The 19,981-nt window shown below is 64.0% G+C and carries 16 protein-coding genes and 1 pseudogene; 7 read left to right on the top strand and 10 right to left on the bottom strand.

The window, feature by feature from the left end:
• Window positions 1–7 precede the first annotated feature (7 nt).
• Window positions 8–793, top strand: a complete 786-nt coding sequence (locus XH83_RS05240; RefSeq protein ID WP_194405985.1) for a fumarylacetoacetate hydrolase family protein — start codon at window positions 8–10, stop codon at window positions 791–793.
• 112 nt (window positions 794–905) lie between these two features.
• Here XH83_RS05240 and XH83_RS05235 read toward each other — a convergent pair whose 3' ends face one another.
• Window positions 906–1,361, bottom strand: coding sequence for an Lrp/AsnC family transcriptional regulator (locus XH83_RS05235; protein ID WP_194405984.1), 456 nt, complete (start codon window positions 1,359–1,361; stop codon window positions 906–908).
• Window positions 1,362–1,514: 153 nt separating this feature from the next.
• On the opposite strand from XH83_RS05235, the gene XH83_RS05230 reads away from it, so the two are divergent.
• Window positions 1,515–4,964, top strand: a complete 3,450-nt coding sequence (locus XH83_RS05230; RefSeq protein WP_194405983.1) for an indolepyruvate ferredoxin oxidoreductase family protein — start codon at window positions 1,515–1,517, stop codon at window positions 4,962–4,964.
• 45 nt (window positions 4,965–5,009) lie between these two features.
• On the opposite strand, the gene XH83_RS05225 is transcribed toward XH83_RS05230, so the two are convergent.
• Together XH83_RS05225 and XH83_RS05220 are read right to left on the bottom strand one after the other, a co-directional pair.
• On the bottom strand, window positions 5,010–6,023 hold the full coding sequence (locus XH83_RS05225) for a DUF3616 domain-containing protein (RefSeq protein ID WP_194405982.1): 1,014 nt from the start codon (window positions 6,021–6,023) through the stop codon (window positions 5,010–5,012).
• A 363-nt stretch (window positions 6,024–6,386) separates the two neighbouring features.
• Complete coding sequence (locus XH83_RS05220) at window positions 6,387–7,298, bottom strand: LysR family transcriptional regulator (RefSeq protein WP_194405981.1); 912 nt, start codon at window positions 7,296–7,298, stop codon at window positions 6,387–6,389.
• A gap of 132 nt (window positions 7,299–7,430) precedes the next feature.
• On the opposite strand from XH83_RS05220, the gene XH83_RS05215 reads away from it, so the two are divergent.
• The 3 genes from XH83_RS05215 to XH83_RS05205 are packed head-to-tail and all read left to right on the top strand — an operon-like array spanning window position 7,431 to window position 10,697.
• On the top strand, window positions 7,431–8,582 hold the full coding sequence (locus XH83_RS05215; RefSeq protein WP_194405980.1) for an HlyD family secretion protein: 1,152 nt from the start codon (window positions 7,431–7,433) through the stop codon (window positions 8,580–8,582).
• 4 nt (window positions 8,583–8,586) lie between these two features.
• The gene (locus XH83_RS05210) at window positions 8,587–10,206 is read left to right on the top strand and encodes an MDR family MFS transporter (RefSeq protein WP_194405979.1); all 1,620 of its coding nucleotides are present in this window, start codon (window positions 8,587–8,589) and stop codon (window positions 10,204–10,206) included.
• Window positions 10,207–10,235: 29 nt separating this feature from the next.
• Window positions 10,236–10,697: a carboxymuconolactone decarboxylase family protein gene (locus XH83_RS05205; protein ID WP_194405978.1), complete on the top strand. Its 462-nt coding sequence runs from the start codon at window positions 10,236–10,238 to the stop codon at window positions 10,695–10,697.
• Between the two features lie 125 nt (window positions 10,698–10,822).
• On the opposite strand, the gene XH83_RS05200 is transcribed toward XH83_RS05205, so the two are convergent.
• The 6 genes from XH83_RS05200 to XH83_RS05175 all read right to left on the bottom strand — a co-directional run bounded on the left by XH83_RS05200 (window position 10,823) and on the right by XH83_RS05175 (window position 16,097).
• Window positions 10,823–11,683, bottom strand: coding sequence for a D-amino-acid transaminase (locus tag XH83_RS05200; protein ID WP_194405977.1), 861 nt, complete (start codon window positions 11,681–11,683; stop codon window positions 10,823–10,825).
• A 204-nt stretch (window positions 11,684–11,887) separates the two neighbouring features.
• Window positions 11,888–12,619 carry an amino acid ABC transporter ATP-binding protein gene (locus XH83_RS05195; RefSeq protein ID WP_135166113.1) on the bottom strand — a complete coding sequence of 244 codons (732 nt, stop codon included), beginning with the start codon at window positions 12,617–12,619 and terminating at the stop codon, window positions 11,888–11,890.
• 12 nt (window positions 12,620–12,631) lie between these two features.
• Window positions 12,632–13,324: an amino acid ABC transporter permease gene (locus XH83_RS05190; protein ID WP_194405976.1), complete on the bottom strand. Its 693-nt coding sequence runs from the start codon at window positions 13,322–13,324 to the stop codon at window positions 12,632–12,634.
• A 3-nt stretch (window positions 13,325–13,327) separates the two neighbouring features.
• Window positions 13,328–14,059, bottom strand: coding sequence for an amino acid ABC transporter permease (locus XH83_RS05185; RefSeq protein WP_194405975.1), 732 nt, complete (start codon window positions 14,057–14,059; stop codon window positions 13,328–13,330).
• A gap of 114 nt (window positions 14,060–14,173) precedes the next feature.
• Entirely contained in the window at window positions 14,174–15,025 is an 852-nt protein-coding gene (locus XH83_RS05180; protein ID WP_194408175.1) for an amino acid ABC transporter substrate-binding protein, read from the bottom strand.
• 97 nt (window positions 15,026–15,122) lie between these two features.
• Window positions 15,123–16,097, bottom strand: a complete 975-nt coding sequence (locus XH83_RS05175) for a LysR family transcriptional regulator (protein WP_194408174.1) — start codon at window positions 16,095–16,097, stop codon at window positions 15,123–15,125.
• A 424-nt stretch (window positions 16,098–16,521) separates the two neighbouring features.
• On the opposite strand from XH83_RS05175, the gene XH83_RS05170 reads away from it, so the two are divergent.
• The gene (locus XH83_RS05170; RefSeq protein ID WP_194405974.1) at window positions 16,522–17,787 is read left to right on the top strand and encodes a D-amino acid dehydrogenase; all 1,266 of its coding nucleotides are present in this window, start codon (window positions 16,522–16,524) and stop codon (window positions 17,785–17,787) included.
• A 191-nt stretch (window positions 17,788–17,978) separates the two neighbouring features.
• Window positions 17,979–19,562 carry an amidohydrolase family protein gene (locus XH83_RS05165; RefSeq protein ID WP_194405973.1) on the top strand — a complete coding sequence of 528 codons (1,584 nt, stop codon included), beginning with the start codon at window positions 17,979–17,981 and terminating at the stop codon, window positions 19,560–19,562.
• Between the two features lie 304 nt (window positions 19,563–19,866).
• Here XH83_RS05165 and XH83_RS05155 read toward each other — a convergent pair.
• A pseudogene (locus XH83_RS05155) lies at window positions 19,867–19,977 on the bottom strand (amino acid ABC transporter permease); the annotation flags it as partial.
• Window positions 19,978–19,981 lie beyond the last annotated feature (4 nt).

Raw genomic sequence — 19,981 nt, 5'->3', positions numbered from 1 at the left:
ACACAGCATGCGCTGGTTGAAATTCACCGCTGCGGGCAAGACCTCGTGGGGGATCATCGAGGGCGACAAGGTCGTCGCGGTCGAGGGCGAGCCCTTTGGTGAATGGCAGCGCTCGTCGCGCACGCATGCGCTGTCGGATGTGAAGATCGAGCTGCCCCTGATCCCCCGCACCTTCTATTGCGTCGGCTTGAACTACCTCAAGCACCTGAAGGAGGCCGCCGACAAGGCCGGCACTGTACCGGCTGTGCCAGACCGCCCCGAGATCGGCTATCGCGCCCAGAATGCGCTGATCGCGCATGACGAGGACGTGGTGATCCCGTCCTTTGCGACGGAGAAGATCCACTATGAAGGCGAGCTCGTCGTCGTCATCGGCAAGAAGGTGAAGCATCTCACCAACGAAAACGCGATGGATTGCGTGTTCGGCTACACCATCGGCAACGACGTCAGCGAGCGGAGCTGGCAAAAGGCCGACCGGAGCCTGTGGCGCTCGAAGAACGCCGACACGTTCAAGCCGATGGGCCCGTGGATCGAGACCGAGGTGGATCTCGCGAAGATGGAAACGGTGGTTCGGGTCAACGGCAAGGAGACCAACCGCTTCGTGACCGGCGACATGATCTTCGGCGTGGTGCCGTTCCTGGTCGAGCTGACCAAGTATTTTACCTTGTGGCCTGGCGATGTGATCTGGATGGGCACCGACGGCGCCTCGCCGGACATCAAGCACGGCGATGTCGTGGAGATCGACATCACGGGCGTCGGGACGTTGCGGAATCGATTTGTGCGGGAGGAACCGTAAGCAACGATGCCGTAGGGTAGGCAAAGCGAAGCGTGCCCACGTCTTTCTTCGACGCGTCAAGAGATCGTGGTCGCGGCGCAAGGGCGGCTTTGCCCACCCTGCGAGACCTCCTTCAAAACGGCAGCGCCACGCTCGACTTGATCTCCTTCAGCACCACATTGCTGCGGACATAGCGGATGCCGGGGATGCGAAACATGAACTCGTCGAGGAAGCGGTTATAGGCCGCCATGTCCTGCACGACGACGCGCAGATGATAGTCGGCGTCGCCCGTGGTCGCGAAGCACTCCAGCACCTCGCGCCGCTTCGTCACCCGCGCGACGAATTCGTCGACGAACTTCGCGTCATGCCGCTCCAGCGAGACGTGGAGGATGGCCGACATCGCAAAGCCGGCCTGCTCGCGCGCGACCAGCGCCGCATAGCCCTGGATGACGCCGGCCTCCTCCAGCGCGCGGACCCGGCGCCAGCAGGCCGAGGTCGACATGCCGACCTCATCCGCCAGTTGCTGGTTGGTGGCACGACCGTCCTTCTGGAGATGGCCGAGAATCCGGGTGTCCTGGTCTTCAATCATGGAGTTCTCCCAATTCAGTCAAATCTACCAGATTTCACCACGTTGCGCGAAATTCTACCAGAGATCGGCTTTCGTGCGAGAAAATAGGTAAGAACTACCAGTGCCCCGGGCATACCCTTCCACCATTCGGCAGGGTGCCGCGCGAGGTCTGCCATGGACGCCATTCCGTCACTCGACACCTATGAGCTTTCCGACCGCTACGACCGCGAAGAGGGCCGCGTCTTCCTCACGGGCACGCAGGGCATCGTCCGCATCGCGCTCGACCAGATCAGGCGCGACCGTGCCGCGGGGCTCAACACCGCCGGCTTCATCTCCGGCTATCGCGGCTCGCCGCTCGGCGGCGTCGATCTCGAGCTGTGGCGGATCCAGGAGCGTCTCAAGAGGAACCGCATCGAATTCCTCCCCGCCGTGAACGAGGACCTGGCCGCGACCGCGGTGCTCGGCTCGCAGCAGGTCGAGACGCAGGGCGACCGCGAGGTCGATGGCGTGTTCGGACTCTGGTACGGCAAGGGCCCCGGCGTCGATCGTTCCGGCGATGCACTGAAACACGGCAATGCCTACGGCTCCTCGCCGCATGGCGGCGTGCTGGTGGTCGCCGGCGACGACCACGGCTGCGTCTCCTCCTCGATGCCGCACCAATCCGACGTCGCCTTCATGAGCTGGTTCATGCCGACGCTGCATCCGGCCAGCGTCAGCGAGTATCTCGCGTTCGGCGAGTATGGTTACGCGCTGAGCCGTTTCTCCGGCATGTGGGTCGGCTTCAAGGCGATCTCGGAGATCGTGGAATCAGGCGCATCCGTCGCGCTGCGCCCGCCGCGCGCCTTCCGCACGCCTGACTTCACGCCGCCGCCTGATGGACTGCACTACCGCTGGCCCGATTTGCCGGGCCCGCAGATCGAGGAGCGGCTGGAGGCGAAGAAGCACGCGGTCTACGCCTTCGCAAAGGCCAATCCGATCGACCGCCACATCTACGACATTCCGGATGCGACCTACGGCATCGTCACCACGGGCAAGGCGCATCTCGACCTGATGGAAGCGCTGCGGCTGATGGGCCTCGATGAAGCCGCCTGCCGCAGCATCGGCATCGACATCTACAAGGTCGGCATGGTGTGGCCGCTGGCGCTGCATGACGCCATGGCCTTCGTGAAGGGCAAGCGCGAGATTTTGGTGGTCGAGGAGAAGCGCGGCATCATCGAGAGCCAGTTCAAGGAATATTTCTACGATTATCCCGGCAGCAAGCCCGAGCGCATGGTCGGCAAGCACGACGAAACCGGGGCCAGGCTGATCTCCTGGATCGGGGAATTGTCGCCGCGCGCACTGGCGGGCGTCCTGGCGCGCCGGCTCGACCCGATGTTTCCGGGCCTCAATCTTGCCGCACGCGCCGCCGCCCTGATGCCGGAGGCGGCGCGCACCATCAACGTCCCCGGCACGACGCGCACGCCGTATTTCTGCTCGGGTTGCCCGCACAACACATCGACGAAGGTGCCCGAGGGATCGAAGGCGCTGGCCGGCATCGGCTGCCATTTCATGGCGAGCTGGATGGACCGCGAGACCTCGTCGCTGATCCAGATGGGCGGTGAAGGCGTGAACTGGGCGGCGTCGTCGCGATTCACCGGCCGCAAGCACATCTTCCAGAACCTCGGCGAAGGCACCTACTACCATTCCGGCTCGATGGCGATCCGGCAGGCAATCGCGGCCAAGGCCAACATCACCTACAAGATCCTGTTCAACGATGCCGTCGCGATGACCGGCGGCCAGCCGGTCGACGGTCCCGTCAGCGTGCATGCGATCGCGCACAGCGTTCGCGCCGAAGGCGTGACGCGCATCGCGCTGGTGTCGGACGATCCCGCACAGTTCGCGCCCGCCGACCTGCCATCCGGCGTCACCATCCATCCGCGCGAGGAGATGGACGCCGTGCAGCGCGAGCTGCGCGGTATTCCCGGCGTCTCGGTGCTGATCTATCAACAGACCTGCGCCACCGAGAAGCGGCGCCGGCGCAAGCGTGGCGAGATGGCCGACCCCAAGCGCTTCGCCTTTATCAATGATCTCGTCTGCGAGGGCTGCGGCGACTGCTCGGTGGAATCCAACTGCCTGAGCGTCGAGCCGAAGGAGACGCTGTTCGGCCGAAAGCGGCAGATCAACCTGTCGTCCTGCAACAAGGATTTTTCCTGCCTCAACGGCTTCTGCCCGAGTTTTGTGACTGCCGAAGGCGCGACGCGCCGGAAGAAGGTTGCGAGCCAGATCGACGCGGTCGGCCACGCCGCCACGCTTCCCCTGCCCGCGACCGCAACGCTCGACCGTCCCTACGACCTGCTCGTGACCGGGGTCGGCGGTACCGGCGTGATCACCGTCGGCGCACTGATCGGCATGGCCGCACATCTCGAACGCCGTGGCGTCTCGGTGCTGGACTTCACCGGCTTTGCGCAGAAGTTCGGGCCCGTGCTGAGCTATATCCGCCTCGCACCAAGTCCCGAGGCCCTGCACCAGGTGCGCATCGACCAGGGCGCGGCCGATGCGCTGATCGGCTGCGATCTCGTCGTCAGCTCTTCGCCAAAGGCATCGGGCACCTACCGCCGCGGCACACGCGCCGCGATCAACACCGCGGAGATGCCGACCGGCGACGTGGTCCGCTTCCGCGACGCAGATCCCGCCTCCGCCGCCCGCCTGCGCGCGATTGGCCGGGTCATCGGCGAGCACAATCTCGGCACGATCAATGCCAACGCGCTGGCCGAACGGCTGCTCGGCGATGCCGTCTATGCCAATATCATCATGCTCGGCTTTGCCTGGCAGCGCGGCCTGGTCCCGATTTCATTGCAGGCGCTGCTGCGCGCGATCGAGCTCAACGGCGTCGCGGTCGAGCGCAACAAGCAGGCCTTTGCCTGGGGCCGGATTGCCGCTTCCGATCCCGACTTCCTGCCGAAGGCGAGCGAACAGCCTGAGGTCGAGACGCTCGACCAGATCATCGAACGCCGCGTCGACTTTCTCACCGCCTATCAGGACAGCGCCTACGCAGAACGCTACCGAACGACCATCGCCGGCGTTCGCAGCGCCGAGGCTGCCCTGAACAGCAAAGCCCTGACCGAGGCCGTCGCCCGCGCGCTGTTCAAGCTGATGGCCTACAAGGACGAATACGAGGTGGCACGGCTGCACATGCAAAGCGGCTTCCTCGATGAGCTCAAGCGTGAATTCGAGGACGGCTTCAGCGTGCAATATCACCTCGCCCCGCCATTCCTCCCCTCGAAGCGCGACGCACGTGGACGTCCGCGCAAACGAGCGTTCGGCCAGTGGATCCAGATGCCGCTCGCCATGCTCGCGCGCTTGAAGGGGCTGCGCGGAACGCCCTTCGATCCGTTCGGCTATACGGCGGAGCGGCGTACCGAGCGCGAGCTAATCGCGTGGTATGAAAATCTGATCAAACGGATGCTCGCCGAGCTCGATGCGGCATGTCTTCCGGATCTCGTCGCCATTGCAAAGGCGCCGATGGAGATCCGCGGTTATGGCCCGGTCAAGGACAGCGCGATCGGGACGACGAAGACGGAGGTCGAGCGGCTGTTTGGCAAACTCCACACGCCGTCACCGGCGAGGATGCGTGCCACTGCTTGACGCGACCGGCGAGGCCTCAGCCTCTAAGTCCGAAGGGGCGCGGCTTCAGCTGGCTGGACAGGATGAAGATCGCGGGCCCGATCCCGATATTTCGATCGGGGTGGGCGCGCCTTCCTTGTCACCGTCGAACATGATCAGGACACGCAATCCGGATGACGTGTTGTCCAGCGGCAGAAGCGCCTCCGGCTTTCGCTCCGGATCGAACGGCAAGTCCTTGAGCAGCTCGACGGACTCCGACGTGCCGTCCCACGCATAAACGGAATAGGCTCCGGGTCCGTCGGCAACGGGACCCGCCAAGACAAGAATGCGGTCCCCGAATGATGCGAGATCGCGCACGCCACGACCGTCGCCGAGCGGCAGCCGGTACAGGCGATGGTCCGTGCTATTTCCTTTGCCAAACAACGAAGTCAGTTCGACCGACAGAACGACGGCGCATTTGCCATTCAGCACGGGGCCCCGAAACCCGGCCAGCAGCGTCCGGTCGTCCTTGATCGCCACGCCTTCGATCGTCAGCCCGTTCGTCTCCAGCCGCATGTCCATGAACGGGCGGAGAGCCGGATCGCTTGCGATCACGTCTCGTAGCCGCGGCGTACGCTCGAGGCTCGACACATTGCCGTCTGCTCCCGTCGTGCGAAACCGGACGATCTGGCTGTTTGCGGCGATCTTCGCCTGAATCTTGGCGGCATCTGCCTTGGGATCGAGCTTGTGCTTCTTGTCCCGCGGATGCCCATGCGAGCCGATGACGTAAAAGTACTCATATTCCCCTTTGGAGAAGGCGACGCCCTCGCCGTCGAGTTCGAGTGCTTTGCCATCGAACGTGTTGTCGATCAATTTGACCGGGCTGCGGGCCACAAGCTCGCCGTCGGTCAATTCGATGAACTGGGCGTCCTGGAGATTGTCGTCGATGACGAGGCATGACCGGGGAAACCCTTCCGTGGTCGTGCAGGCGATGCCGCTGACATCCTTGGACTTGCCGCCGTCCTCGCCGAGCAGTCTCTTCGTGACCGGCCACGCATCGTCGGCCGCAGCAAGAGCAGGCTGCATGCCGCCCGCCGCCACGAGTCCGAGCAGCAAAGTCGCAATCCATCCCGTCCTGGCGAGGGTCATTGAAGCCTCCGATCAACGTTTGCCGGTTCAGATGTGGCCAGGTCCGGCTTCACCGCAATCTGATGCCGCCAACCCCTGCGAAGCTCACGCAATCGAACGCCGATCGGCTTGCCGCCTGTCGATGCGCCGAACAAAGCAGAGCTTGAGAAGCAGAGCCGGAAAGCCGGCGTGTGCAAAACATCACATCGAAGAAACAGGATCGGGCCGAGCCAACTCGGTCCAAAATAGATCACTCATATCTTAAGTTGTATTTTTCCAGAAGCCTTGGCGATGTCAACTCACTTCCCAGCGACAAGGCGTCGCCGGTGAGCGGCCTCAGGAATACGGATTGATCAGCTTCTGTTGCTCGGCACTGTGCTGCACGAGCATGTCGATGAAGGTCCTGACCTTCGCCGACAGATGATGGCGGTGCGGATAGACCGCGTTCATCGACATCTCGACCGGCCGATATTCGGGCAAGAGCCGAACGAGGTGACCGGCTTCGAGATCGTCCCGAACGAGAAAGCCGGCCATCAGGCAGACCGCAGCGCCTTCCAGCGCCACCTTCCGCAACGCTTCGCCGCTGTTGGTGATGAAACTGCCGGAAACGCGCACCGATGCCGGCGTGCCCTTGCGATCAAGGAAGCGCCAGTCGTCGCCAAACGGGTAGTTCAGATGACGGCCGCAATTGTGCGCGCTGAGCTCATCGAGCTTCTGCACGCGACCATGCCGTTCGAGATAATCGTGCGAGCAGCACAGCACGTGGCGCCAGGTGGCGAGGCTGCGGACGATCAGGCTCGAATCCGGCGGCGAGGTCATGCGCAGGGCAACGTCATAGCCTTCCTCGATGAGGTCGATTTCGGCTTCGCCCATGCGCAGATCGATCTTGAGCTCCGGATAGGCCGACAGGAGCTTCGCCACGACAGGCGCGACGAACGGCACCATGTGTGTGGCGACGTGGACGCGCAACGTGCCGCGGGGCACCGACTGCAATTCGCTCGCGATATCGTCGGCTTGCTCGAGATCGGCCAGGATCTGGGTCGAGCGGTCGTAATAGGCCTTGCCGATCTCGGTGAGGCTCACCTTCCGCGTGGTGCGGTTGAGCAGGCGCACGCCGAGCCGGTCCTCCAGCGCCTGCACGTGGTTGCTCACCATGGTCGTCGACATGTTGAGCCGGCGGGCGGCGGCGGAAAAGCCGCCGTTTTCAACCACTTGGACGAACGCAGTAAGGCCGGTGAAGCGATCCATGGCTCCGATTATCCGTTCCTGCTGGATAATGCTTCCATAAATTCAGAGATTATCACAACGAACGGGACAGCGCATCTTGCAGATACCAGCGGCGCACCGTTCAGACGGGCGTCCGGGAAATCCGAGGATGCCATGTCGAACGCTTCTTATGCCCCTGAAACCAATGAAAAAATCAGCCTGCGCCCGTCCCGTCAGGCACTCAGGCGAGCGGCGATCGGCCTGGCGCTGGCGATCGGCATCGCGGTCGCCGGCGACTATGGCTACGACTACCTGAATACCGGCCGCTACCTGGAATCCACCGACGACGCCTATGTGAAGGCGGATTCGACGATCATCGCGCCGAAGGTCTCCGGCTACATCACCAAGGTGCTCGTCGCCGACAACGAGAGGGTCAGGGCGGGCCAGACGCTGGCCAGGATCGACGACCGCGACTTCAGGACCGCGCTTGACCAGGCCAAGGCCGACGTCGCTGCCGCCGAAGCCACGGTGCGCAACATCGATGCCCAGCTCGAACTGCAGCAACCGGTCATCGAGCAGAGCACGGCCGATGTCACTGCTGCCGACGCCAATCTGAAATTCGCGCAGGAGGAGCGCGCCCGCTACGACGACCTGATGAAGTCCGGCTCCGGCACGATCCAGCGTGCGCAGCAGACCGACGCGGCGCTGCGCGCCAGCAGCGCGCAAGCGCAGCACGCGAAATTCGGCCTTCTGGCCGCACAGCGCAAGATCGACGTGCTCACCACCCAGCGCGCGCAGGCCACCGCTCAGCTCGCGCGGGCCCGCGCGGTCGCGCAGCAGGCGGCGCTGAACCTGTCCTACACCGAGATCAACGCGCCGGTTGACGGCACGGTCGGCGCCCGGAGCTTGCGAGTTGGGCAATACGTCCAGGCCGGCACGCAATTGATGGCGGTGGTGCCGCTCGACGCGGTCTATGTCATCGCGAACTTCAAGGAGACCCAGCTCACGCATGTGCGGCCGGGACAGCCGGTCGAACTGCACATCGACAGCTTCCGCGACAAGACCCTGCGTGGTCATGTCGACAGCCTGTCGCCGGCAAGCGGGCTCGAATTCGCGCTGCTGCCGCCTGACAACGCCACCGGCAATTTCACCAAGATCGTGCAGCGCGTCCCCGTGAAGATCGTGCTCGACGACCACAGTCTCGCCGGCCTGCTGCGCCCGGGCATGTCGGCGGTGCCGACCGTGGACACCAAGCAGGCCGTGCTGGCCGCACGCGAGACGGCCAAACGCCTCGCCGACAACACCTCCCGCGCGCACGGGGGCTGAAGCCATGAGCACGCTGCAACCGACCGTCGACGCCGCTGCGGGCCTCTCCGCCCCCGCTGCGCCCGCTGCGCCCGCCGCGCCGGCGGTGTCCGCAAGAACCTGGATCGCGGTGATCGGCGCCACGCTCGGCGCCTTCATGGCGGTGCTGAACATCCAGATCGTCAATGCCTCGCTCGCGGACATCCAGGGCGCGATCGGCGCCGGCATCGACGACGGCGGCTGGATCTCGACCTCCTATCTGATCGCCGAGATCGTGGTGATCCCGCTGTCCGGCTGGCTGGCGCAGGTGTTCTCGATCCGGATCTATCTTCTCACCAACGCGATCCTGTTCCTCCTCCTGTCGGCGGCCTGCGCGCTGGCACAGGATCTGTCGCAGATGATCGTGCTGCGTGCCGTGCAGGGATTCACCGGCGGCGTTCTGATCCCGATGGCATTCACGCTGATCATCACGCTGCTGCCGCGCGCCAAACAGCCGGTGGGCTTGGCGCTGTTCGCGCTGTCCGCGACGTTCGCCCCCGCGATCGGCCCGACCATCGGCGGCTATCTCACCGAGAATTTCGGCTGGGAGTACATCTTCTACGTCAACCTCGTCCCCGGTGCGGTCATGGTCGGCATGCTCTGGTACGCGCTCGAGGCCAAACCGATGAAGCTGTCGCTGCTCGCGGAGGGCGACTGGGCCGGCATCATCACCATGGCGATCGGGCTGTCGGCATTGCAGACCGTGCTGGAGGAAGGCAACAAGGACGACTGGTTCGGCTCACCTTTCATCGTCAAGCTCTCAGTGATCGCGGCCGCCGCACTGACCGCCTTCCTGGTCATCGAGCTGACGGTGAAGAAGCCGCTGCTCAACCTGCGCCTGCTGGTCCGCCGCAATTTCGGCTTCGGCATGCTCGCGAACTTCCTGCTGGGCATTGCGCTGTACGGCTCGGTGTTCATCCTGCCGCAATATCTGGCGCGCATCCAGGGCTACAACGCCGAGCAGATCGGTATGGTGCTGGCATGGACCGGACTGCCGCAACTGGTGCTGATCCCGCTGGTGCCGCGCCTGATGCAGAAATTCGATGCGCGGCTCGTGATCGGAATCGGCTTCGTGCTGTTCGCAGGCTCGAACTTCATGAACATCACTATGACCAGCGACTATGCCGCCGACCAGCTGCTGTGGCCCAATGTCGTCCGCGCGATCGGCCAGGCGCTGGTGATGGCACCGCTGTCGGCGGTCGCAACCGCGGGCATCGAGCCGGAGAACGCAGGCTCGGCCTCCGGACTGTTCAACATGATGCGCAATCTCGGCGGCGCCGTCGGCATCGCGCTGCTGCAAACGGTGCTGACCAAGCGCGAGCAATATCACTCCAACGTGTTGACGCAATCGGTGTCGGTGTTCGAGCAGGCGACGCGGACGCGACTGGAACAATTGACGCAATATTTCGTCAATCACGGCATCCTCGACCGTGCGGACGCCGCGCATCGCGCCTATGTCGCGATCGGACATACCGTGCAGAAGCAGGCTTACATCCTCGCCTTCAGCGACACTTTCTATCTACTCGGCATGGCGCTGATCGTGGCCTTGGTTGCCGTCCTTTTCCTGAAGAAGCCCGGCCAGACCTCGGCCGGCGGCGCCCACTGACGTCAACCCAACCAGCAAGGAGAACGACCATGAAGCCCCGCATGAGTTTCTATCAGGCCGCCCCTGACACGATGAAGGCGCTGATGGCACTGGAAGAGCAGATCCAGTCGACCGGTCTCGAGAAATCACTGATCGAGCTGGTCAAGATCCGGGCGTCGCAGATCAACGGCTGCGCCTTCTGCATCAACATGCACACCGAGGATGCCCGCAAGCGCGGCGAGACCGAGCAGCGCATCTACCTGCTCGATGCCTGGCGCGAATCTCCGCTCTATTCCGACCGCGAGCGCGCGGCGCTGGCCTGGACTGACGCGGTGACGTTGATCTCGCAGACCCACGCGCCCGATGATGTCTACGAGCAGGTCCGCGCGCAGTTCTCCGAGGAGGAGACGGTGAACCTGACCATGCTGATCGGCGCCATCAACGCCTGGAACAGGATCGCGATCGCGTTCCGCGCGGTTCATCCGGTGAAGGTGAAGGCGTCGGTAGCGTAGGCCCCAGCGAAGGTGCCGTAAGGTGGGCAAAGGCGCACTTGCGCCATGCCCACCATCTTTTCATGGTCGCAAGAATGCGTGGGCACGCTTCGCTTTGCTCACCCTACGATAGCTGCCTATGCGGCCTAAACCGCCGTCGCCTTGGCGAACTCCACGTAGATCTCGCGCAGGCGCGTGGCCATCGGGCCCGGCTTGCCGTCGCCGATTGTCTTGCCGTCGATCGCAACCACCGGCTGGACGAACAGTGACGCCGAGGTGGCAAAGGCCTCCTTGGCGGCGAGTGCCTCGGCGACGGTGAAGGAACGTTCCTCGACGCGGAGCTGGCGCTCTTCGGCGAGCGCCACCACGGCCTTGCGGGTGCAGCCCGGCAGGATCGCGTTGGAGTTTTTGCGGGTCACGATGACGTCGTCCTTGGTGAGGATGAACGCCGAGGACGAACCGCCCTCGGTGACGTATCCATCCTCCAGCATCCAGGCCTCGCCGGCGCCGGCCTCGGCGGCGGCCTGCTTTGCCAGCACTTGCGCGAGCAGCGCCACGCTCTTGATGTCGCGGCGCTCCCAGCGGATGTCCGGCACCGTGATGACGTTGATACCCGTCGTCGCCGCGGCGGCGTTGATGATGTCCTTCTCCGAGGTGAACATCACGAGGCTCGACTTGACGTCGGCCTTGGGAAACGGAAAGTCGCGGCCCTTGTCGGCGCCGCGCGTCACCTGGAGATAGACGAGACCGTTCACGAGCTTGTTGCGCGCGATCAGCTCCTTCTGCAGCTCGGTGATGCGCTCGACCGTCTCCGGCAGCTTAAGCTTGATCTCGCCGACCGAGCGCTCCAGGCGGGCCAGATGCGAGGCGTTGTCGACCAGCTTGCCGTCGAGCACGGCCGAGACCTCATAGATGCCGTCGGCGAACAGGAAGCCGCGATCGAGGACCGAGATCTTGGCATCCGAGAGCGGGACGAATGAGCCGTTGACGTAGGCGAGCGGGTCCAAGGCAGGTCTCCTGGGGACTGAAATGGGGAATTGGCGCGCTTATACGCCAGTTAGAAGGACGGATCACCCTCTATTCGTCTTTCCGGGCGTTGCGAAGCAACGAGCTATGGTGCGCAATTGCGCAACTGAGAATCCATTTCGCTCGGCGTACGCGGCCTGATGGATCCCGGGTTCGCGCTTCGCGCGCCCCGGGACGACGACCGGTCAGTGCGACAGGATCTTCGACAAGAACTTCTGCGCGCGGTCGCTGCGCGGCTTGCCGAAAAAGTCTTCCTTTGCCGCGTCCTCGACAATCTCGCCGCGGTCCATGAAGATCACGCGATTGGCCACCTTGCGGGCAAAGCCCATCTCGTGGGTGACGACCATCATGGTCATGCCCTCATGAGCGAGGTCCACCATGACGTCAAGCACCTCGCTGACCATTTCCGGGTCGAGCGCCGAGGTCGGCTCGTCGAACAGCATGACGATCGGATCCATGGCGAGCGCACGGGCGATCGCAACACGCTGCTGCTGGCCGCCTGACAGGTTCGCGGGAAACTTTTGCGCCTGCTCCTTGAGGCCAACGCGCTCCAGCAGCTGCATGCCTTTCGCCATCGCCTTGTCGCGCGACCGGTTCAACACCTTCTCCTGCGCGAGGCAGAGATTGTCGATGATCTTGAGGTGCGGGAACAACTCGAAATGCTGGAACACCATGCCGACGCGCGAGCGCAGCTTCGGCAGATTGGTCTTGGGATCATTGACCTTGGTGCCGTCGACGCTGATGTCGCCGCTCTGGAACGGCTCGAGCGCATTGACGCATTTGATCAAGGTCGACTTGCCCGAGCCCGAGGGGCCGCAGACCACGACGACCTCGCCCTTGGTGACGCTGGTCGTGCAGTCGGTCAGCACCTGGAAGCTCGGCGTGTACCATTTGTTGACGTGGCTGATTTCGATCATGAGCGGGGAGCCCTAGCGAATGATGGCGATGCGCGCCTGCAGGCGGCGGACGCCGAAGGACGCGATACAGGAAATGGTGAAGTAGACCACGGCTGCGAACAGGTACATTTCGACGAGGCGCCCGTCGCGCTGGGCCACCTTGCTCGCCGCACCCAGGAAGTCCGTGATCGACAGGACGTAAACCAGCGAAGTGTCCTGGAACAGCACGATGGTCTGCGTGATCAGCACCGGCAGCATGTTGCGAAACGCCTGCGGCAGCACGACGTAGCGCATGGTCTGGGCGTAGGTCAGTCCGAGCGCACTGGCCGCGGACGGCTGGCCGCGCGAGATCGACTGGATGCCGGCGCGCATGATTTCGGAGAAGTACGCCGCCTCGAACATGATGAAGGTGATGAGCGAGGACGCGAACGCGCCGACGCTGATCGGACGCGAGGCGCCGGTCACCCACTGCCCGATATAGGGCACCAGGAAGTAGAACCAGAAGATCACCAGCACCAGCGGCAGCGAGCGCATGAAGTCGACATAGACCCCGGCGATGCGGCCAAGGATCTTGAAGCCGGAGAGCCGCATCAGGGCGAGCGCCGTGCCGAAGATAAGGCCGCCGAGGGCCGCGAGGCCCGTCAGCGTCAGCGTGAACGTCATGCCCTCGTAGAACAGGTAAGGCAGCGCGCGGCGGATGACGTCGAAATCGAGATTGGCGAACATCGCTTATTTCCCCGTGATGTAGCCGGGGATCGCGACCCAGCGCTCGAGGAAGCGCATCGCGGTCACGACAACGGCATTGACGAGGAGATAGAGGATCGTCGCGGCGGTGAAGGCCTCGAACACCTGGAACGAGAATTCCTGCATCGAGCGCGCCTGTCCGGTCAGCTCGAGCAGACCGATGGTGATGGCGACCGCCGTGTTCTTGATGGTGTTGAGAAACTCGGAGGTCAGCGGCGGCAGGATGATGCGGAACGCCATCGGCAGCAGCACGTAGCGATAGCCCTGCGCGGTGGTCAGGCCCAGCGCCGTTGCCGCCATCTTCTGCCCGCGCGGCAGTGAACCGATGCCGGCCTGCAGCTGCACGGCGACGCGCGCCGACATGAAGAAGCCGATGCCGATCGCCGCCGTCCAGAACGGCGCGTTCGGCAGCTGCTTCAGCCAGGTGCCGGCGCCTTTTGGCAACAATTCCGGCAGCACGAAGAACCACAGGAAAAGCTGCACCAGCAGCGGCATGTTGCGGAAGAATTCGACGTAGGCGAAGCCGAACCAGTTCGCCCCCTTCGACGGCAGCGTGCGCATCACGCCGACGAGCGAGCCGGTGATCAGCGCGATGATCCAGGCCAGCGCCGCGGTCTTGAGGGTCAGCACCAGGCCCGACAAGAGCATGTCGAGATAGGTGCCGGTGCCCATCGGGTTCGGCTGGAAAAAGATTCCCCAGTTCCAGTTATAGTTCACGTGTCCCCCGCGCGAACGCGCCAGTTATGGATGTCCCGGCGCCTATGCAAATGTCCGGCCACCCCTGTGTCAAGAGTGGCCGGACATGATTCCTATCGAAAGATCGAAGTTATCTTACTTATAGTCGTCCGGGTTCGGCGAGTCCAAGGGCTTGGCGAACTCGTTCTTCAGCTCGGCCGAGATCGGGGTGTTGAGATTCAGCCCCTTCGGCGGGATCTTCTGCGTGAACCACTTGTCGTAGATCTTCTGCGCCTCGCCGGAGGTGTAGAGCGCCGCAGTCGCGGCATCGACCACCTTCTTGAAGGCTGCGTCGTCCTTGCGCAGCATGATGCCGTAGGGCTCCGGCTTGGAGAACGCATCCTTGGAGATCTCGTAGTCGCCCGGCGACTTCGAGCCGGCGACGAGGCTCGCGAGCAAAATGTCGTCCATGACGAAGGCGACCGCGCGGTCGGTCTCGACCATCAGGAAGGCTTCGGCGTGATCCTTGGCCGGGATGATATTGGCGCCGAGGCCCTTGGCAACGTTGGCTTCGGTGAGCTGCTTGATATTGGTGGTGCCGGCGGTCGAGACCACCGTCTTGCCCTTGAGGTCGTCGATCGACTTCAGGCCGCTCGACTTCTTGAAGACGTAGCGGCTGGCGGTCAGGAAGTGGGTGTTGGTGAAGGCAACCTGCTTCTGGCGCTCGGCATTGTTGGTGGTCGAGCCGCATTCGAGATCGATGGTGCCGTTGGCCATCAGCGGGATGCGGGTCGCGGAGGTCACCGGGTTGAGCTTGACCTCGAGCTTGTCGAGCTTGAGCTCCTTCGTCACGGCGTCGACGATCTTGTAGCAGATGTCCATCGCGAACCCGACGGGCTTCTGGTTGTCATCCAGATAGGAGAACGGGATCGAGGAGTCGCGGAAGCCCAGCGTGATGGCGCCCGTGTCCTTGATGTTCTTCAGCGTTCCCGTGAGTTCCTGGGCCATCGCCGGCCCGGCGGACAACGCGCCAGCAAGCAGACAGAAGCTGATCCGACGGTATTTCACGAAATTCTCCCTCTTTTGGTTATTGACTGACGATACTTCAGCGACTCGATCTCGAAGGCCTGGCAGGCGATTTGACCGGTCCTTTCGCAACCTTCCCCGTACGCCCGTCTGCGGCATGGGCCGCATTATTCCTGCGCAGTTCGGACCAAAAGAGATTTAGCGATCGCTGGCTATTCGTCCGGTCCTTGAATGCGACTAAAGATAGCGGCAACGCCCACTTGTTGCCCCCGATGGCCGCCAATCCCTTGTGGCCATGCGCCGCGGCGGTACCTTCCGTAAGCCAGGCGACGCCGCGTCCGGCCAGCGCCATCTCGCATAGCACATCGGACATGTCGCTTTCGATCACCCGCTGGCCGGTGATCGGGGCATTCTCCAGGATGAGATCGACCAGGCGCGCGAAATAGACACCGGGCGAATACATCAGCAGCGGCACCGGATGCGACGCCTTGCCCGGCAGCGATATGCCTCCCTTGGCGGCCAGCGCCTCGCTGACATAGGGCCGCAAATACTCGGTGCCGAGGCTCACGCGCTCGTAGCGATCCGGATCGAGATGGATTGGCTGCTGAGCGTGGTGATAGCAGATCATCAGGTCCGCGTTGCCCGACACCAGCGAGGTGACGAGATCATGGATGTTGCCGACCACGACCGAACAGCTCATGCGCCGCTCGGCGGACCAGGCTTGCCACCACTGCGGCAGCTGCGCCGTCGCCATGGCGAACGGCAGTGCGATCCTGATGTGCTCATGCGAGCGCAGCGGCTTGCCGCCAAGCTCGTCGCGGCTGTCTAGCATCTGCCGCAGCAATTCCCCGGCATGCTCGCGAAAGCGCTCGCCTTGCGGCGTCAATTGCGTCGGATAGACGCTGCGATCGATCAGATCGAAGCCGAGCCAGGCCTCCAGCGACTTGATGCGGCGGCTGAACGCCGCCTGCGACGTGTTGCGCCGCTCGGCCGCACGGGTGAAGTTGCCGGTCTCGGCCACCATCAGAAAATCCTGCAGCCAGCGCAGTTCCATCACGCGACCTGTCTTGATGCCGGACGCTGCGGCAGGTTCCCCGCGATACCCAGCTCCCGACGGCGCAGAACGGCGCGCGTCGACCGGCCATGCTTGCTGCCACGGTATTGGTTGCCCCATGGCGCGCAACCTAGCGAAGCGGCATATGGCCCGACCAATGCAAGCTTTGCATCAGGCCCTTCCGACGCCGATTCCCGCCCAATCCCCTTCAAATCCCAGCCTTTCATGCGCCGATCAGCATTCGCCCGATGCCGCCCGACTGCTCCAGCGTGCTACGGCGGGGCCCATCATGCAAGTTTTGCATGATGCAGACATGGCATCGCCGGGGGCGATCAGGCCGCCCTAGGTTGGCGGCCGCAACGCCACTCCTCGTCCCGATCGGCTCTGTTGCCGCATCGGGCGACAGTCCAGAATGAGTCCTTACATGAAAATCTGTGTCCTCGGCGCCGGCGTCATCGGACTGACGACGGCATGGTGCCTCAGCGAGGCCGGACATGACGTGATCATCGTCGACCGCCATGCCGAGACCGGCGCCGACGCCAGCGCCGCCAACGGCGGCCAGCTGTCCTATGCCTTCGTGACCCCGCTGGCATCGCCTGCGACACTGTTGAAGCTGCCCTCGCTGCTGGTCGCCAGAGACTCGCCGATGCGTATTCGCCCCGGCCTCGATCCGCATCTGATATCCTGGGGCGTTCGCTTCCTGCTCGCCTGCCGCTCGGCCGCCGTGCGCGACACCGTTGCCGCGCAGCTCGCGCTTGCCGCCATCAGCCGGGACGAATTGACACGCCTGTCGCAGACGCTCGATCTCGCGTTTGGATTGCGAACCGCCGGCAAGCTGGTGCTGTTCCGTTCGCCCAGCGAATTCGACGCCGCACGAAGCGCCGTCACCGGCAAGGCCGGCGCTGACAATGCGCAGCAGGTGCTCACACCGGCCGAGTGCCTCGCACTGGAGCCCGCGCTCAAGCTCGGAGCACGCGAACTCGCCGGCGGCATTTTCACCGCCTCCGAACAGGTCGGCGATTGCGCCGCGTTCTGCGCCGCGCTTGCCGACCGCCTGACACAGCGAAACAATGTCGAGTGGCTGCTCGACACGCCTGTGACCGGACCGGTCCGGTCCGGCGGCCGTCTTGTTGGTGTGGACACCGCTAAGGGACGCGTGCAAGCCGACCGCTTCGTTCTCTGCATGGGAGCATCCTCGAGCGCCTTTGCAAGAGCTTGCGGATTTTACCTGCCGATCTACCCGGTCAAGGGCTACAGCATCACGCTGCAGCCCGCGGGCGAAGTCAGCGCGCTTCGCCACAGCGTCACCGACTTCGAACGCAAGCTGGTGTTCGCGCCGCTCGCGCGCGACGAAGGCACGGCGATCCGGATTGCCGGGATTGCCGATCTCGACGGCAACGATGCAAGCCTTGATCCGGGCCGTCTCGACATCCTGCGCCGCGCGGCGGCGAAAATGCTGGGGATGGCGACTGACGGCGACGTCGAGCCATGGTGCGGGCTACGCCCAATGACGCCCGATAGCCGGCCGATCATCGGGTGGTCGCCGCTCTCCGGGCTGTTCATCAATTCGGGCCACGGCATGCTCGGCTGGACGCTGGCCTGCGGCAGCGCCCGCCTCACCGCTGACCTGATCGACGGCAGGCCGGCGGCGATTGAAGCCGGCGCGTTTGCGGTGCGGCGCGCGGCGTGACGGTTCTATCAGGTACGTTTCCCTTTCTCGCCGAGATCCCAGAACAGGTCCGCCATGAGCGCAAGGGTCGGCTTTGTTGGCGAGGAAGAGCTTTTTGGGTGCCCGGGAGATGCGCCTCCAATGCAAAGCTTGCATTGGATGGCCGGGAGAACGCGAACTAGCCTGCTGCTCGCATGACGGAGACTTTTCAGATGAAATGCCTGCCTGCCCTTCTTGCCGCCATTTGCTTTGGTCTCGTCCCAACTGCCCCTGCCATCGCCGCCGGCACGGCCGATCTCATCATCAGCGGAGGGACGATCTACACCGGCGCCGACGAGGCTCCGTTCGTCGGCGACGTCGCGGTGAGCGGCGACAGGATCGTCTATGTCGGCCCGCATGCCGGCGCGCCGGCGGCAAAGGCCAGCATCGACGCACAGGGCATGATCGTCGCGCCCGGGTTCATCGACGTCCACACCCATCCCGAAAGCTATATCCGATCGGGCGATGCGGCCAAGCGGCTGAATGCGCCATGGCTCATGCAGGGCGTTTCGACCATCTTCATCGGCGTCGACGGCAGGGGTACGCCCAACGTCGCGGCCGATCAGGCCGAGCTCGAGGCGCAAAAGGTCGGCACCAACATCGTCAGCTATGTCGGTTTCGGTGCGGTCCGCGAGGCGGTGCTGGGCCATGATGCCCGCGCGCCTTCGCCTGATGAACTGGAACGCATGAAGGCGCTGGTTGCCCAAGCGATGTGCGAAGGCGCCATCGGCCTTTCCGCCGGGCTGTTCTACGCTCCGCAGAGTTTTGCCAGGACCGAGGAAGTGGTGGCGGTGGCGAAGGAAGCCGCGCGCCGCGGCGGCATCTACGACACCCACCAGCGCGACGAGAGCTCATATTCCATTGGTCTGATGAATTCCGCGAAGGAGGTGCTCCAGATTGGCCGTGAGGCGGAGATGCCGGTGCATTTTGCGCATCTGAAGGCGCTCGGCGTCGACCTGCAGGGCCAAGTGCCGGAAGTGATCCGCCTGATCGAGGCGGCGCGCGCGGCGGGCCAGAAGGTGACGGCGGATCAATATCCGTGGCTGGCGTCGAGCACGAGCCTCGATGCGGCGCTGGTGCCGCGCTGGGCGGTCGATGGCGGCTATGCGGCGATGATCAAACGTTTCGACGATGCGGCACAGATGGCGAAAATCCGCGACGAGATGATGGAGAATTTGCGACGCCGCGGCGGCGCGGACTCGATCCTGCTGACCAGCGTCGATCGGGAATGGACGGGAAAGCGGCTGTCGGAAATGGCCGAGGCGTGGAAGGTCGAGCCCGTCGACGCCGCGGTGCGCATCCTGCGCGCCAACCCGCGCGACTCGATCGCTTCCTTCAACATGATCGACAGCGATGTCGACCTCGTGATGAAGCAGCCATGGGTCGTCACCGGCTCCGACGGCACCGACGGCCATCCCCGGCAATTCGCCACCTTTCCGCGCAAATACGCCGTCTACGTCAGGGAGCGCCAGGTCATCGATTTGAAGACGTTCATCCGTCAGTCCACCGGGCTGTCGGCCGACATCTTCAAGCTCGACCGCCGCGGCTATCTGCGGCCGGACTATTTCGCCGATGTCGTGGTGTTCGACCCGGCCCGCTACGCGCCGAAGGCGGACTATGTGCGCCCGCGCGAGCTGACCGTCGGCGTGCACACGCTATTGGTCAACGGCGCGCCGACGATCCAGGACGGCCAACTGACGACGGCGGCCAGCGGCCGCGCGCTCAAGCGCACGCCGGCGCCGGGGACTTGTCCGTAGAGATCGCCCGAGGGCCTTTCAAATGACGACCTGATTATGAACGTTGTATCAAAGGAGCGCGCCCAACAGAGGTACCGGTCGCTGCGCGCCGCCCCCTGATCATCACCAAGGAACAGATCGCCGATATCTTTGCTGCCATCGGCCGTGCATTGAACAGCATCAGCTGACGGCCGACCTCTCAAAGCGCCGCCACCGTTGCAAGGCCGTGCTCCGCGGCCTCGAGCGCAGCGGCGATGTCGGTTTCGGTATCAACGGCGCAGAGGGACATGTTGTGCTTGGGATGGAAGTAGGCTCCCCTTGCAAGCACCAGCAGCGGCATGTTGCGGAAGAATTCGACGTAACAGAAGCCGAACCAGTTGGCGCCTTTCGACAGCAGCGTGCGCATCACCCCGACGATCAAGCCCGTGATGAGTGCCCCG

It is taken from the genome of Bradyrhizobium sp. CCBAU 53351, from assembly GCF_015291745.1.
Lineage (GTDB): Bacteria > Pseudomonadota > Alphaproteobacteria > Rhizobiales > Xanthobacteraceae > Bradyrhizobium.
Note: the sequence above shows the minus strand (reverse complement) of the source record. Positions and strands in the feature narration are given on the sequence as shown.

What these genes read in the sequence shown, in the direction of transcription:
- XH83_RS05240 (WP_194405985.1), top strand. Translation starts at nt 8, where the DNA reads ATGCGCTGGTTGAAATTCACCGCTGCGGGCAAGACCTCGTGGGGGATC.
- XH83_RS05235 (WP_194405984.1), bottom strand. Translation starts at nt 1,361, where the DNA reads ATGATTGAAGACCAGGACACCCGGATTCTCGGCCATCTCCAGAAGGAC.
- XH83_RS05230 (WP_194405983.1), top strand. Translation starts at nt 1,515, where the DNA reads ATGGACGCCATTCCGTCACTCGACACCTATGAGCTTTCCGACCGCTAC.
- XH83_RS05220 (WP_194405981.1), bottom strand. Translation starts at nt 7,298, where the DNA reads ATGGATCGCTTCACCGGCCTTACTGCGTTCGTCCAAGTGGTTGAAAAC.
- XH83_RS05215 (WP_194405980.1), top strand. Translation starts at nt 7,431, where the DNA reads ATGTCGAACGCTTCTTATGCCCCTGAAACCAATGAAAAAATCAGCCTG.
- XH83_RS05210 (WP_194405979.1), top strand. Translation starts at nt 8,587, where the DNA reads ATGAGCACGCTGCAACCGACCGTCGACGCCGCTGCGGGCCTCTCCGCC.
- XH83_RS05205 (WP_194405978.1), top strand. Translation starts at nt 10,236, where the DNA reads ATGAAGCCCCGCATGAGTTTCTATCAGGCCGCCCCTGACACGATGAAG.
- XH83_RS05195 (WP_135166113.1), bottom strand. Translation starts at nt 12,619, where the DNA reads ATGATCGAAATCAGCCACGTCAACAAATGGTACACGCCGAGCTTCCAG.
- XH83_RS05190 (WP_194405976.1), bottom strand. Translation starts at nt 13,324, where the DNA reads ATGTTCGCCAATCTCGATTTCGACGTCATCCGCCGCGCGCTGCCTTAC.
- XH83_RS05180 (WP_194408175.1), bottom strand. Translation starts at nt 15,025, where the DNA reads ATGGCCCAGGAACTCACGGGAACGCTGAAGAACATCAAGGACACGGGC.
- XH83_RS05175 (WP_194408174.1), bottom strand. Translation starts at nt 16,097, where the DNA reads ATGGAACTGCGCTGGCTGCAGGATTTTCTGATGGTGGCCGAGACCGGC.
- XH83_RS05170 (WP_194405974.1), top strand. Translation starts at nt 16,522, where the DNA reads ATGAAAATCTGTGTCCTCGGCGCCGGCGTCATCGGACTGACGACGGCA.
- XH83_RS05165 (WP_194405973.1), top strand. Translation starts at nt 17,979, where the DNA reads ATGAAATGCCTGCCTGCCCTTCTTGCCGCCATTTGCTTTGGTCTCGTC.